We start from the raw sequence: 14754 nt of genomic DNA, 5'->3' as shown, positions 1-14754 counted from the left end.
TAATTGCCAAGAAATTCGATAATCGTTGCAATACTCTCATAAGATAAAAATGAGGGTGAACGACCATGGACATGCAGATCAGCCGCCAGCAGGCAGCGGGTGGTGCAAGCGGCCATCTGACCATCGATCTCGGCGCATTGCGCGACAATTATCTGGCACTTGCGGCGATGGCGCCCGCATCCCAGACGGCGGCGGTCGTCAAGGCCGATGCATATGGCCTCGGTGCGGATATGGTCTCGCAAACCCTGTTCGATGCGGGGTGTCGTCATTTCTTCGTCGCTCATATTGACGAGGCGCTGGCGCTTCGGCTGCGTCTTCCCGCCCAGGCGCGGATCTTCGTCCTCAACGGCCTTCAACCCGGCAATGAGACCTCCTGCGCCGCCATGGCGATCACACCGGTTCTCAATTCGCTGGAGCAGATCGCCCAATGGGCGGTCCATGCCAAGACGCTCGGTAGGAAACTTGCAGCCGCCGTGCAGATCGATACCGGCATGTGCCGCCTCGGCCTTTCCCCCGAAGAGCTGGAAACCCTCATTTCCCAGCCGCAACTGCTCGATGGTATCGACATCGCCTTCGTCATGAGCCACCTCGCCTGCGCCGACGAACCGGGCCATGCATGCAATGCGGCACAGCTGTCGGCGATGCGGCAGGCCACGATTGCGCTTCCTGATGTCCCGGTCTGTTTTTCCAACTCCGGAGGTATTTTTCTGGGTCGTGAGTACCACAACCACATGCTGCGCCCCGGCATCGCGCTTTACGGCGGCGCACCCTCTGCCGACCGCCCGAACCCGATGAAGCCGGTCGTTCGCCTCGATCTCGCCGTGATCCAGACCCGCACCGTTCCCGCCGGTTCGCTAGTTGGTTACGGCGGTTCCTTCGAAGCGTCCGGCTCCACGCGTCTGGCGACCATCGCCGCCGGTTATGCAGACGGCCTGCCGCGCTCGCTCAGCAATCGCGGCGCGGCATGGTATGATGGCGTGCGCCTGCCGATTGCGGGGCGCGTTTCGATGGACAGCATCATTCTGGACATATCCGCCCTGCCCGAGGGAACATTGACCCAAGGCAGTTTCGTGCAGATGATCGGCCCCGAGCAAACGCTTGAAGACATCGCGGACGATGCAGGCACGATCGCCTACGAAATCCTGACCGGCTTCGGCCGTCGTTATCGCCGTACCTATATTCAGCCGGACGAAACCCCGGCCTTTGCCTCAACATCAGTCAATCACAAGTGAGACGATCATGAACGTCACTATCCTCGGAGCCGGCGTCGTCGGCGTGACATCCGCCTGGTATCTGGCTAAAGCCGGGCACAAGGTGACGGTGATCGACCGGCAGCCGGCTGCAGCGCTCGAGACCAGCTTTGCCAATGCGGGTGAGGTTTCCCCCGGCTATTCTTCGCCCTGGGCCGCGCCGGGCATTCCGGTCAAGGCCATGAAATGGCTGTTCATGAAACATGCACCGCTGATCATTCGCCCGACGGTCGATCCGGCGGCCTGGCGCTGGATGAGCCAGATGCTGCGCAACTGCACCTCGGCGCGTTATGCCATCAACAAGAGCCGCATGGTGCGCGTCGCGGAATATAGCCGCGACTGCCTGATGGCACTGCGGGAAGAGACAGGCATCCAGTATGACCAGCGCATGCAGGGCACGCTGGAGGTATTCCGCACACAAAAGCAGTTTGACGCCATCGGCAAGGACGTGGACGTGCTGACGGCGGGCGGCGTGCCTTTCGAAATTCTCGACCGCGACGGCTGCGCCGCCGTGGAACCCGGCCTCTCGCCATCGAAGGAAAAGATCGTCGGCGGGCTGCGCCTGCCTGGCGACGAGACCGGTGACTGCTACATGTTCACCACCGAGCTTGCCCGCATGGCGGAAGAAGCGGGCGTTACCTTCCTGTACGACACGGGGATCATGCGCCCCATCGTTGAGGCAGGACGCGTCAAGGCGGTGGAGACCACCCGCGGGCTTGTGGAAGCGGATATTTTTGTCGCCGCGCTTGGCAGCTACTCTCCGCAGTTCCTGCGTCAGCTCGGTCTGACCCTGCCGGTCTACCCGGTCAAGGGTTACTCCATCACGGTGCCGATTGTGAAAGAGGAACGGGCACCCGTCTCCACGGTGATGGATGAAACGTTCAAGGTCGCGATCACCCGGCTCGGTTCGCGCATCCGTGCTGGCGGAATGGCGGAAATCGCCGGCTTCAGCAAGGACTTGCCCGCAGCGCGGCAGGCAACGCTCGCCCATTCGGTGGAAGACCTGTTCGGCGGCGCGGGCGATCAGTCGCAGGCGAAATTCTGGTGTGGCCTGCGCCCGATGACGCCGGATGGTACGCCTGTCATCGGTGCCACCCGCTACAGCAACCTTTACCTCAACACCGGCCACGGCACGCTCGGCTGGACAATGTCCTGTGGCTCCGCGCGCGTCCTTGCGGACATGATCAGCGGTGCGACGCCCGAGATCGACACCCACGATCTGGCAATCAGCCGCTACGCGGCATGACCGGCACGCCGCGGTTTCCGCTGATATCGCCCTCGCACGTCGTGTGAGGGCCGATACACCGATGTCCTAAAGCGCCAGAGCGTCCCTAAGGGCTAGACCTTCCTTGGTACGAAGGTCAAGATCGGCCTCTATATGATTGAGATGTTGCAGCATCAGCGCCCGGGCCCTTGCCGCATCCTTCGCCTCCAGCGCATCCAGAAGATCGGCATGTTCGTTATGACCGCAACTCGATACGCCGGAGCGCCCATAGAGCGCGATGACCAGCGATGAGCGCGCAACCAGTTCATCCATGAATTTTTCCAGGATGGCATTGCCGGCAATTGACGCCAGCATCAGGTGAAAATCACCCGAGGCCTTGATTTCGGCCCGCCGTGCGCTCGGCCCGCGTTCCTGCTGATGCCTGCTCTCCTCCAACAGATGTTCCCGCAGCTTTTTTACCGCCGCAGGCGTGATTTTTTCGATTGCCGCGTCAACGACGCCGGGCTCGATCAGCCGGCGGGACGCAAATACCTGCCGCGCCTCGTCGGGCGTCGGATTAGAAACGAAAGCGCCCCGATTGCGCTCGGCCTTCACGAGGCCCTCATAGGCAAGCATCTGCAGCGCCGCGCGCACCACCGTGCGACTGACATCGAACAACGTTCCCACTTCCGATTCCGACAATTTCGTTCCCGGCGCCAGCCGGCGATCGACAATGGCGTCGCGCAAAGTGTCTCGAATGGCCTGGGCACGATCCTCATGTGATGAATCGGGAGATACGGTTATGTGGGCAAGGCTCATGGGCGCGTCCTGTTTGCTCCCGAGTTTTAGCGCGAAGCGTGGGACGCAGGCAAACGGGAATTGTGGGCGACAGCCGGTCTGCCACAATTCATTCAGCGACCGTTCAGCAGGCGGGCTGTATTTCCTTAACCATCGAATTTGCAACTGGCAGCACCCTGCCACCTGGATGGAAAAACACCATGTCGTCCTTTGCAGCTAAAACCGTTATGGCTATCGCCGTCGCCGCCGCAACCATCGCTCCCTTCAACAGCGCATCCGCCGGTGACTGGGACCGCCACGACCGCCGCGACGCGGCGCTTCTGGGAGGTGTGCTTGGCCTTGCCGCCGGTGTTGCCGTTGGTTCCGCCCTTTCCCGCCCGGCACCGGTGGAGGAGGAACGGGTCTATATCGATCCGGCACCGCGCCGTTATCAGGCCTATGAGCCGAGCTATGTCTATGAAGAGCCGGACTATCGTTACTACCGGCCAGCACCGCAGCCGGTTTATCGCCCGGCGCCGGTCTATCGCGCCCAGCCGGTTTACGACAGCCGCCCCGTCTATAATCAGCGCCAGACCTATCGCACCATCGAGCCGTGGACCAACGCCTGGTACGATTATTGCTCGCAGCGTTACCGCAGCTTCAATTCCCGCACCGGCACCTACACGGATTATGACGGTCAGCGTCATTTCTGCGTAGCAGGCTGAAACGACGGCCCTTGCCGCAATTGCTGCGATTATTGCCAGGCCGCAGACGGAAAAGTCTGCGGCTTTTCAGTGGGGGTCGGAGCAGGACGACGTCGCGCTGTCGCCATAAGTCGTCCTCTGCGCAGTTTCAGGCCGCGCCGTTCTTCACATAGTCCGCCCGGTTGATACCATGGCGTTGCAGCTTGTCGTAAAAAGTCTTGCGGGCGATACCGAGCGTGGCGATGGTTTCCGCAACGTCGCCATTGGATTGCTCCAGTGTCTCGCGGATGATGCGCGCCTCGATCTCGTCCATACGCTCCGGCAAGGTGCCGGAAGCCGGGATTTCCGACTGCAGAACAGATGTGGCCGCCAATTCCGTCTCAAGCCCCAGAACTACCCTCTCGGCAAAATGGCCGAGTTCCCGGACATTGCCAGGCCAATCATGATCGTTGAGACGACGGGAAACCCCGGCGCCGATCTGCGGCACCGGCATGTTGAAGCGGTTGGCTGCCTTGGTGACGAAGTGGGAAAACAGGAGTGGAATATCCGCCCTGCGTTCACGAAGCGGCGGTATCGACAATGTGACGACATTCAGCCGGTAATAAAGGTCCTCACGAAACGCGCCGCGTTCGGCCGGATCGCCAAGGTCAACCTTGGCCGCCGCAACCACGCGGATATCGACAGGTCGCTCCTCGTTTGAACCAAGCGGCGAAACCTCGCGCATTTCCAGCACACGCAGCATTTTCACCTGCACGGCAAGCGGCATGCTTTCGATCTCGTCCAGGAACAACGTGCCACCACTTGAATGTTCGATGCGGCCGACACGTTTTTTCTGTGCCCCGGTAAATGCCCCCGGCTCATGGCCGAAAAGCTCGCTTTCGATCACCGTTTCCGGTAGCGCACCACAATTCAGCGCCACGAAATTGCCCTTGGCGCGCTTCTTGCTCCAGCGATGAAGGGCCGTTGCCACCACTTCCTTGCCGCTGCCCGTTTCGCCGGCCACCAGCACATCGACATCCGTATCGGCAATATGCCTGAGCGTCATGCGCAAGCGCTCCATGGCGGGCGTCTGCCCGATCAGCGGCAGGTCGTCCTCCGCCTGCCCGGCTGCCCGGCGAAGCGCGCGATTTTCCAGCACGAGGCGGCGCTTTTCGAGGGCTCTGCGGGCGCTTTCCACCATCCGTTCGGCGGGAAACGGCTTGGCTATGAAGTCATAGGCGCCGTTGTGGAGCGCATCGACGGCCATGGGTACATCACCATGGCCGGTAATGAGGATGACAGGCAGATCCGCATCGATCTTGCGGACATGGTCGAAAAATTCCAGCCCGGTCATGCCGGGCATGCGCACATCAGTGATAACGACGCCGTCGAAATCTTCACTCAAAGCTGCAAGCGCCTGCTCGGCTCGGGAAAAGGAAGTGACCGGCAGCCCGTCTAGCTCCAGCGTCTGCACCATCGCCTTGCGCAGCTGCGAGTCGTCATCGACCAGAAATATAGTACCATCCGCCGTCATGTCATGCTCGCTTCAGATATACGGAAAAACACGTGCCTGCCTCGCCACTCTTCACCTCAATGCGCCCGCCATAGTCCGAAGCGATATCGTTTGAGATGACAAGGCCAAGGCCGAGACCGCCCTCCTTGGAGGTATTGAAGGGTGAAAAAAGCTGGGCACGGATGGCTTCCGGAATGCCCCCGCCATTGTCGCCAACCGAGATTACAACCGCGTCGCCTTCTTCGCGAACACGCACCTCCACCCGGGCCGTATCAATCGCTTCAGTCGCTTCCAGCGCGTTTTGCAGAAGATTGATGAGGATTTGCTCCAGCCGGATGCGGCTGCCGAGCACTTTCAGATCCTGATCGGGCAAGACAATATCGAGCGCGTCCATCTGACCGGAAAAACGGCTGCGCAGCAGCATCACCGCGCCTTCGATGACGGTTCGAACACTGACAGGTTCAGCGCCGGTTCGGCCCTTGCGCGCGAGTATCTTCAGATCGCTGGTAATCGTGCCGATACGCTCGGTAAGGGCGGCAATGTCCTCAAGATTTTCACTGGCTTCAGCCAGACGTTCACGCTTCAGCAGAGTGCGCGCATTATCGGCAAAGGCGCGGATTGTCGCCACAGGCTGGTTTATCTCATGGGCCACGCCAGCCGCCACCTGCCCAAGAATGGAAAGGCGGTTGGCCTGCACCAGCTCATGCTGGACATTGCGCAACTCCCCGGTGGTCTTTTCGTGCAGGGCGATTTCCGCCTGAAGATGATCGCGCGTCTTCGTCAGATCTCGGGTTCTCTCCTGTACCTTAAGTTCAAGCTCGGCGCGGGCCCTTTGTTCTTCTTCCTTTTCTTTCAGAGCCTTGTGCCTGCGCCACAGCCACAGCGCCGAAAGCGCAATCAGCGGCATGAGCGTCGCCAGCGCCACCGCCCTGCCCTCGCGGATGGCGGCATTCAGAGCGGGTGCGACGGGCTGAAGATAATGCAGGGTCCAGGATGTCGTCGGCACCGGCATTTCCAGCCGAAGATAATCGCCGCGTTCGCGCCCCGGCTCATCAACGTGGATGAGCGGAACACCGTCGCCCAGTGATCGAGCCGTTCGGAAAGGCAGCGTCGCCAGCGCCTCATTGCCGAATTGCAGGCTTTCGGAAATGGTGTTTCGTCGCGCCTCGTCGATGGCCGCGACTGTCTTGAAGCGCCACTCCGGCACGCTCGTCATCAGCACGACACCGTTTCTGTCGACGACATAGACCGGCTTGCCTCCGATATTCCAGTCCGCTTCCAGCCGGTTGAACTCGACCTTGGCAATCACGACGCCAAGCGGCCGGCCATCAGCCGCATCGATCCGGCGGGAGATATAGAGACCTGGCCGGCGACTGACATTGCCGAGCGCATAATGTTCGGACATGCCAGTCTTCATCGCCGCCTGAAAATACTCACGGAAGGCATAGTTGGAACCGACAAAGCTGTCCGCCTGCCGCCAGTTGCTCGACGCGATGGTCAGGCCGGTCGGCCCGGTCACGTAAATAACAGAGGACTGGGTTCCTTCGATAAGCCCTTCAAGCTTTCGATTGAGCCGATCAAGAGCCGAAGAGCCGCCGCCATCGAGAGCGACGGCAAGATCGGGATCGCCGGAAAGAACCAGCGGAATAGCCCGCGGCCGCTCCAGCGCAACATTCAAAAGGGCGATCTTCAGTTCCGCATCGGTGGAGGCCTCGGAACCCGCCGCACGCAGGGCCTGATGGCGGGCAAATTCATCGGCGACAAGCAGCATGCCAAAACCGATAAGCAGCCAAAGCCCCGCGAGCGCCAGCCATTGCGCCCGTCGCTTCGCCTGGGAATGAAGTGAATTCTCTATCTGGCTCATAAGCCAATTGTGCGGATTTACGCACAGACCGCAAGAGTTTTTGTCCGGAATTCCGCACAGTCAACTGCCGCGTCTTCCATCCCTCCAAAAAAGAACTTTTTGAATCAGTCAGTTACGGCAAATAATCAAGTCTGGCATGCGTATTGCACATGACTCCACAATCGGCTCGAAGCCGTCAACGACACGGCGATCCCGGGAGGCCAATCAAGGCAGGGTGAGGCCGAGGAGGAAAAAACATGATCGATACGACAGCCGTGGCCGCGGGCCACGCCAAATTGCCATTCTACAAGCATCTGTATTTTCAGGTTCTGGTGGCCATCATAGCCGGTATCGCACTCGGCCATTTCTATCCGGCCTTCGGTGAAGAACTGAAGCCGCTCGGCGACGGCTTCATCCGCCTCGTCAAGATGATCATCGCGCCCGTCATCTTCCTCACTGTCGCAACCGGCATTGCCGGCATGAACGACATGAAGAAGGTTGGCCGCGTGGCCGGCAAGGCCATGATCTACTTCCTCGTATTCTCCACCCTTGCGCTTATCGTAGGCCTCATCGTCGCCAACACCGTGCAGCCCGGCGCGGGCATGAACATCGATCCGGCAACGCTCGATGCCAAGGCCGTCGCGACCTACGCCGACAAGGCCCATGAGCAGACCATTACCGGCTTCCTGATGAACATCATCCCGACGACCATCGTCGGCGCATTCGCCAGCGGCGATATCCTGCAGGTGCTGTTCTTCTCGGTGCTCTTCGGTATCGCGCTCGGCGTCGTCGGCGAAAAGGGCAAGCCGGTCACCGATTTCATGCACGCCCTGATGTATCCGATTTTCAAGCTGGTCGCGATCCTGATGAAGGCTGCCCCGATCGGTGCTTTCGGCGCCATGGCCTTCACCATCGGCAAATACGGCATCTCGTCCGTCACCAATCTTGCGATGCTGATCGGCACCTTCTACGTCACGTCCTTCCTGTTCGTGTTCGTGGTCCTCGGCGCCGTCTGCCGCTATAACGGCTTCTCCATCGTCGCGCTGATCCGCTACATCAAGGAAGAACTGCTGCTGGTTCTCGGTACCTCGTCTTCCGAGGCCGCCCTGCCGGGCCTGATGAGCAAGATGGAAAAGGCCGGCTGCAAGCGCTCCGTCGTCGGTCTCGTCATTCCCACCGGTTACTCCTTCAATCTTGACGGCACCAACATCTACATGACGCTGGCAGCCCTCTTCATCGCGCAGGCGACCGGCATTCACCTCTCCTTCGGCGAACAGATTCTGCTGCTGCTCGTCGCCATGCTCTCCTCCAAGGGTGCCGCCGGCATTACCGGTGCAGGCTTCATCACGCTCGCGGCCACGCTCTCCGTCGTGCCTTCGGTTCCGGTCGCCGGCATGGCGCTGATCCTCGGCATCGACCGCTTCATGTCGGAATGCCGCGCGCTCACCAACTTCGTCGGCAATGCGGTCGCCACCATCGTCGTCGCCCGCTGGGAAGGCGAACTGGACCAGGACCAGCTTGCCCGCGTGCTCAGCGGCAAGGAAGAATTCACCGGCATCGCCGATGTGGATCAGCTTCCGGCCTCGGTGCAGCCGGCAGAGTAATACGACCTCCCAAGGTCCTGCCTGCCCGGCCTCGTCCGGACAGGCCTCGCATGAAGGCCGGCGCGTCATCTCGATGTGTCGGCCTTTGTCGTTCAAGCAGGTGTCGGAAAACAGTTTTTATCGGACGGGCGATGCTGTAGGCCAGATCAAACAAGAACCGTTGCGATGAATGGAGTGGCCCATATGAGAAACATTTTCCTGGCGTGGCAATTCTGGGCCCTGTTATCGGCGGCATTCGCGGCTCTGACTGCCATTTTCGCCAAGATCGGCATCGAAAACGTCAATTCCGATTTCGCCACTTTCATCCGAACCATCGTTATTGTCGCTGCCGCAGGCCTGATGGTTTATATCACCGGCAACTGGCAGCAGCCTTCCACCATCTCGGGGAAAACCTGGGCCTTTCTCGTGCTCTCCGGTCTGGCAACCGGCGCATCCTGGATATGCTATTTCCGGGCGCTGAAAATTGGCGACGCCGCCCGTGTCGCACCCATCGACAAGCTCAGTGTCGTCTTTGTCGCCATCTTTGCAGTGCTGTTTTTGGGCGAAAGGCTTTCGCTGCCCAACTGGCTCGGCGTCGTGCTGATCGCCTGCGGTGCGGTACTTGTGGCCTACCGGGGATAGGTCGGCCGGATCAACCGGCCGGCACAATTGCCAAAAATTTTCAGCCTCGGGCGGCCGCAACCTTGTCGAGACCGCGCTTCACACCAGCAAACAGCTCATCCAGTTGCTCCGCGGTAATAATCAGCGGCGGACAGAAACAGATGGATTCACCGATTGGCCGGGTTATGACACCCTCCTCCTCAATGGCGGCGGCGAGGGCAAACGTCGTGTCGCCCGGCTTCATGCCTTCCCATGGCTTCACCTCCAGCGCGCCGATGAGGCCGATACCGCGCGAGGAATGAATGAGCGGGTGATCCGCAAGTGCCTTCAGATGATCGAGGAACCGGCCTTCGAGCCGCGCGACATTGCCGACCAGATCGCGTTCCTGAATGATCTTCAGGTTTTCCAGCCCCACAGCCGTTGCGACCGGGTGGCCGGAGGCGGTGTAGCCATGGCCGAACGATCCGATCCGGTCGGACTCATCGGCGATAGGCTGGTAGAAATTGTCATTCATGATGATCGCCGAAAGCGGCATGTAGGACGACGAAATCTGCTTTGAGACCACAAGCACGTCCGGCTTGATACCGTAGGTCTCGCAGGCGAACATCTTGCCCGTGCGGCCAAAACCGCAGATGACCTCGTCGACCACAAGCAGGATGTCATATTTCTTCAGGATCGCCTGTACGCCTTCCCAATAGCCCTCCGGCGGCAAAAGAACGCCACCGGCGCCCATTACCGGCTCGCCCCAGAAGGCGGCGATGGTTTCGGGACCTTCGCGAAGGATCAGATCCTCCAACTCCCCGAGGATACGCGCGGTGAAATCCGCCTCACTTTCGCCCTCCTTCCCGAAATGCACATAGGAGGGGCAGGCCGTATGCAGCATGCGGTCCAGCGGCAGATCGAAACTCTCATGGTTGCGCGGCAAGCCGGTGATCGAGGCCGACGCAATGGTCACGCCATGATAACCCTTGATGCGGCCTATGATCTTTTTCTTTTCCTTCTTGCCCAGTGCATTCGAACGATACCAGACCATCTTGGCGACCAGATCGTTGGCTTCCGAGCCGGAGGAGGTGAAATGAACTTTCGACATCGGCACCGGCGAAAGCTCGATCAGCAGTTCGGCGAGATCGACGGACGGGCTATGCGTCTTGTAGGAGAAGGTGTGGTAATAGGGCAGCTTCTGCATCTGCTTTGTCGCCGCTTCCACCAGCCGCTGTTCACCAAAACCGAGCGCCACCGACCACAGTCCCGCCATCGCCTCGATGTATCGCTTGCCACTGCTGTCGGTGACATAGATGCCCTCGCCGCTTTCAATCACCAGACCACCGGTCTTTTCGAATTTGCGCAGATTGACATTGGGATGCATCTGATAGGCGATATCGCGTGCCTCGACGGAATTCGGCAGGATGGTCATCGATAATGGCTCCGTTTCGGTTGATTGACTGAGGCGTCAGACGTGCTGTCCGCCATTGATGTGGATTTCCGCGCCGTTGATGTAGCTGGACTGTTCCGAGCAGAGAAAAAGGATTGTTTGTGCCACCTCCGCCGTGGTGCCGAGCCGCCCGAGCGGAACCTGGGCATCCACCAGCTCGGCCGTACCCGGAGACAGAATGGCAGTATTGATTTCCCCCGGCGCAATCGCGTTGGCTCGAACGCCCCGCGGACCGAATTCATGCGCCAGTTCGCGCGTCAGTGCGGCGAGTGCCGCCTTCGACGTGGCATAAGCAACACCGGCGAAGGGGTGAACCCGCGAACCGACGATGGAGGTGACATTGACGATCGAGCCTCTCGCCGCCTCCAGCTCCGGCAGGAGCGCGCGGGCGAGCAGCGCTGTTGAGACGAGATTGACATTGAGCACCCGCGTCCAGATATCCGCCGTCGTATCCATCACACCGAGGCGGCTTCCGCCTTCGCCCTTCGGCGAAATTCCGGCATTGTTGACAAGCGCCGCAAGCTTTCCTTCAGGCAGGCGTGAACGCACCTCATCTGCCAGATCTTCTACCCGCGACAGGTCTTCCAGATCGGCCTGGATATGGCTCTCGCGTGCGGAGGGCCAACGGCATTCCTCGGAAAAGGGCTGCCGCGAAACGGTCAGGATCCTCCAGCCCTTTTCCTGAAACAGCTTGACGGTGGCATGCCCAATTCCCCGGCTGGCACCGGTCAGAAGCATGTAAGGAACAGCCATAGAGAACTCCTGTGCCATGCGGATCGTTGAGCCGGCCTCGCATTCAACACGCATGTTAGAGCGCTTCGGCCGGGTGACAAGGGCTTTTTTGTCGCGGTGGGCGAAGTAAGGCCGCTCGCGGGCTAATCCCATTTGATGCGGGGGTTTCACCCGAAGGGAATATTTGAAGCGGATCATTTGCCCATAAAATGAAACCTCCCGAATGTGTGATCTGTATTGGGAGGGGGACACATGCGCATCGACATCATTGACACCGACGCCGGCTTCGAGGCGGTTCGGGAAAACTGGGAATCGGTGTTCATGGCCGATCCCCATGCCCGGCATTTTCTCTCCTGGGGCTGGCTGCGCGATTACATGCCGCGCCGCAGGCGCTGGTTCGTTCTGGCTCTGAGGGAACGTTCGGAAGGCTCGCCCTATGTGGCGTTTTTTCCGCTGCGCATCGTCACCGAACCCGACAAGAAAACCGGCCGCTTTCACGACAGCATCGTCATGGCCGGCAATGCTGCCGCGGATTATACTGGTTTCATCACCCTGCCGGACTATGAAGATCACGCCGTCGCCGGTTTCTGCGCCTATATAAGACAACAGAACTGGACCGAGCTGAAACTCGATTATCTTTCAGGCCCGCCGGAACGGCGCGATGCCATGATCAGGGCGCTTCAGGGCCCGCTCGTCATGTTCCGCGACAATATGCCGACCAACCCCTACAACATCAACAATTGCATCTGCCCGGTGGTGACCCTGCCGGACACGTTTGACGGGTATCTTGAAAGCCACATGAGCAGCCAGACCCGGCAAAAGCTCAGGCGTTTCATGAGAAAGGTCGAGGGCGGGGACGAATATCGCATCAGCTTCGCGACGAAAGACACCATCAAGCGGGACATGGACATCCTCTTCGATTTCTGGCGCATCCGCTGGGCGCCGCATAAGGGCAGGGAACGCACCGAGCTCCTGATCGGCGCGACCCGCCAGATGCTGATGGATGTCTATATTCGCGGTGATCTAGAGGTACCTGTGCTGTGGTTCGGCGACCAGCCGCTTGGCGCACTCGCCAACATCATCGATCGCCGGAAAAAATCTGTAATGTTCTACATCACCGGCCGCGACGAGAACTGGAAGACGCCTTCCCCCGGTCTCGTGCTGCACGGGCACTGCATCCGGAGGGCAATCGAGCAGGGTTTCAAGACCTACGACTTCCTGCGTGGCAACGAGCCCTATAAATATTTCTTCGGGCCGGAGGAGCAGAAGCTGAGCTGCACGCTGTTTCGCACCCGCTCGGGTGATAATCTCGGCGGCACGCTTCACCCGCGCAGTATCCGATTTGTCTACGAACAGGGACTCAAATTTTACAAGGCGGGCAGGAAGGCTGCCGCAAGCATCGCCTTCAGCCAGGTGCTTGCCGCAGCGCCCGGTCATTCCGGTGCCCAATTCGGGCTGGCCAACCTGTCTCTTGATCGGGGCGAGTTCCGGGAGGCGGAAATCGCCTTCCTGGCGCTTCTCGCCAGCGGCCAGGACCCGGTTCTGCTTTGGCTCCGCATCGGTGAGGCACGGCTGGCGCAACAGCATTATCACGAGGCATCCGAGGCCTTCCGCCAGGTCACCAATCGCGCGCCGTTCCACCGCGAAGCGCTCTACAAATGCGCCGTTGCTCTCATCGCCGCCGAAAGAAAGATGGAAGGTGCCGAAATCCTTGAAAGATTGCAGCATTATCATTCGGACGAGGCCCAACATCTCGAATATGCGGAGAAGGCGCGGGCCGCGCTTGCGCGGCTGGAACTGACGAAAACAAAGATCCCACTCCCTGCCGATGTCATCCCGCTCACCGTCAAACCGAAAACGGCGGGCAAGCGCTGGCACCCGCCAAAGGTTTTGCATTGAAGACAATGATCTGTAAGTTGCGGCAGCAAAACGCCGACCGACCTGCAGGGAATTTTGATGTTTCTGACAAATAAGGACATGCTCGATCTCATTGAGCTTCGCCACGATTTGCATCGCCATCCGGAAATTTCCGGAGAGGAGAAAGAAACCGCCCGCCGCGTCCATGCCTTTCTTGAGCAGGCACCACCTGACCGGCTTCTTGCCGGCCTCGGCGGCCATGGCGTGGCGGCTGTCTATGACAGCGGCAGAAGCGGCCCCTCGGTTCTGATCCGCTCGGAAATCGACGCGCTGCCTATCCACGAAAAGGGTGAAGTTGAATATCGTTCGAGCGTCGATGGAAAAGGCCATCTGTGCGGTCACGACGGCCACTCCACCATTCTGACGGCACTGGCGCTTGGCCTTGCCCGCCAGCGGCCGGAGACAGGACGGGTCATTCTTCTCTTTCAGCCGGCGGAGGAAACCGGTGCGGGCGCAGCCGCCGTTATTGCCGATCCCCGCTTTACGGAGATAAAACCGGACTATTCATTTTCACTTCACAACCTCCCCGGCCTGCCCTTCGGCCATGTCAGCGTGGTGGAAGGGCCGGTCAATTGCGCATCGCGCGGCATCAAAATCACATTAGCGGGCAAGACGGCACATGCCTCCTCACCGGAACACGGCATTTCCCCCATGCGGGCGATTGCCAGGCTGATGCCGTCCCTGAGCGATCTCGGTTCCGGTTTTCCGCCGGCACCGGATTTTTCGATGGTGACGATCACCCACGCGATCATGGGGGAAGCGGCCTTCGGCATTTCCCCGGCTGACGCGGAAATCTGGGCGACACTCAGAACGCTGACCGACGACCGGATGGAAAACCTGTGCAACGCCGCGGAGACGCTCGCAAAAAGGGTGGCAGACGAAGAGAGGCTGGCGCTCGATATCACCTATGACGATATTTTCCTGCATTGCGAAAACGCCCCGGACGCCGTCGATCATATCCGGCAGGCGCTGGACGACGAGAAAATCTCCCACGGTTCCCAAGGTCTGCCCATGCGCGCTTCCGAGGATTTCGGCCGTTTCCGTGGCGTCTCGTCGTCGGCGATGTTCTTTCTCGGCGCGGGCCGGGACTATCCCAATCTGCACAACCCCGATTACGACTTTCCGGACGCACTGATCGGTATCGGTGCGCGCATCTTCATGCGCCTCATTCGTAATCTCACTGGCGGGAAATAAGCCGT

Annotated in this window: 12 protein-coding genes; 7 read left to right on the top strand and 5 right to left on the bottom strand. The window is 60.0% G+C overall.

What is annotated here, in order from left to right:
* The first annotated feature begins 65 nt into the window (after window positions 1-65).
* Both alr and EYD00_RS21340 read left to right on the top strand, forming a co-directional pair.
* Window positions 66-1232: an alanine racemase gene (alr, locus tag EYD00_RS21345; RefSeq protein WP_034498210.1), complete on the top strand. Its 1167-nt coding sequence runs from the start codon at window positions 66-68 to the stop codon at window positions 1230-1232.
* A 7-nt stretch (window positions 1233-1239) separates the two neighbouring features.
* The gene (locus EYD00_RS21340) at window positions 1240-2496 is read left to right on the top strand and encodes a D-amino acid dehydrogenase (RefSeq protein WP_006698552.1); all 1257 of its coding nucleotides are present in this window, start codon (window positions 1240-1242) and stop codon (window positions 2494-2496) included.
* Window positions 2497-2562: 66 nt separating this feature from the next.
* Here EYD00_RS21340 and EYD00_RS21335 read toward each other — a convergent pair whose 3' ends face one another.
* Entirely contained in the window at window positions 2563-3273 is a 711-nt protein-coding gene (locus tag EYD00_RS21335; protein ID WP_004438680.1) for a GntR family transcriptional regulator, read from the bottom strand.
* A gap of 179 nt (window positions 3274-3452) precedes the next feature.
* On the opposite strand from EYD00_RS21335, the gene EYD00_RS21330 reads away from it, so the two are divergent.
* Window positions 3453-3956, top strand: coding sequence for a BA14K family protein (locus tag EYD00_RS21330; protein ID WP_004438678.1), 504 nt, complete (start codon window positions 3453-3455; stop codon window positions 3954-3956).
* A gap of 127 nt (window positions 3957-4083) precedes the next feature.
* Here EYD00_RS21330 and EYD00_RS21325 read toward each other — a convergent pair whose 3' ends face one another.
* On the bottom strand, window positions 4084-5448 hold the full coding sequence (locus EYD00_RS21325; RefSeq protein WP_034498212.1) for a sigma-54-dependent transcriptional regulator: 1365 nt from the start codon (window positions 5446-5448) through the stop codon (window positions 4084-4086).
* A gap of 1 nt (window position 5449) precedes the next feature.
* Entirely contained in the window at window positions 5450-7291 is a 1842-nt protein-coding gene (locus EYD00_RS21320; RefSeq protein ID WP_034498214.1) for a sensor histidine kinase, read from the bottom strand.
* Window positions 7292-7527: 236 nt separating this feature from the next.
* Between EYD00_RS21320 and EYD00_RS21315 the strand changes: the two genes are divergently transcribed.
* Window positions 7528-8874 carry a dicarboxylate/amino acid:cation symporter gene (locus EYD00_RS21315; protein WP_004438672.1) on the top strand — a complete coding sequence of 449 codons (1347 nt, stop codon included), beginning with the start codon at window positions 7528-7530 and terminating at the stop codon, window positions 8872-8874.
* 183 nt (window positions 8875-9057) lie between these two features.
* Entirely contained in the window at window positions 9058-9495 is a 438-nt protein-coding gene (locus EYD00_RS21310) for an EamA family transporter (protein WP_034498216.1), read from the top strand.
* 40 nt (window positions 9496-9535) lie between these two features.
* Here EYD00_RS21310 and EYD00_RS21305 read toward each other — a convergent pair whose 3' ends face one another.
* Together EYD00_RS21305 and EYD00_RS21300 are read right to left on the bottom strand one after the other, a co-directional pair.
* On the bottom strand, window positions 9536-10888 hold the full coding sequence (locus EYD00_RS21305) for an aspartate aminotransferase family protein (RefSeq protein ID WP_006698559.1): 1353 nt from the start codon (window positions 10886-10888) through the stop codon (window positions 9536-9538).
* Between the two features lie 36 nt (window positions 10889-10924).
* Window positions 10925-11659 carry an SDR family NAD(P)-dependent oxidoreductase gene (locus tag EYD00_RS21300; RefSeq protein WP_034498544.1) on the bottom strand — a complete coding sequence of 245 codons (735 nt, stop codon included), beginning with the start codon at window positions 11657-11659 and terminating at the stop codon, window positions 10925-10927.
* Window positions 11660-11890: 231 nt separating this feature from the next.
* On the opposite strand from EYD00_RS21300, the gene EYD00_RS21295 reads away from it, so the two are divergent.
* Window positions 11891-13537: a GNAT family N-acetyltransferase gene (locus tag EYD00_RS21295; protein ID WP_034498218.1), complete on the top strand. Its 1647-nt coding sequence runs from the start codon at window positions 11891-11893 to the stop codon at window positions 13535-13537.
* Window positions 13538-13594: 57 nt separating this feature from the next.
* The gene (locus EYD00_RS21290; protein WP_022563668.1) at window positions 13595-14749 is read left to right on the top strand and encodes an amidohydrolase; all 1155 of its coding nucleotides are present in this window, start codon (window positions 13595-13597) and stop codon (window positions 14747-14749) included.
* The last annotated feature ends 5 nt before the right edge of the window (window positions 14750-14754 follow it).

Source organism: Agrobacterium sp. 33MFTa1.1, from assembly GCF_004328495.1.
Lineage (GTDB): Bacteria > Pseudomonadota > Alphaproteobacteria > Rhizobiales > Rhizobiaceae > Agrobacterium > Agrobacterium pusense.
Note: the sequence above shows the minus strand (reverse complement) of the source record. Positions and strands in the feature narration are given on the sequence as shown.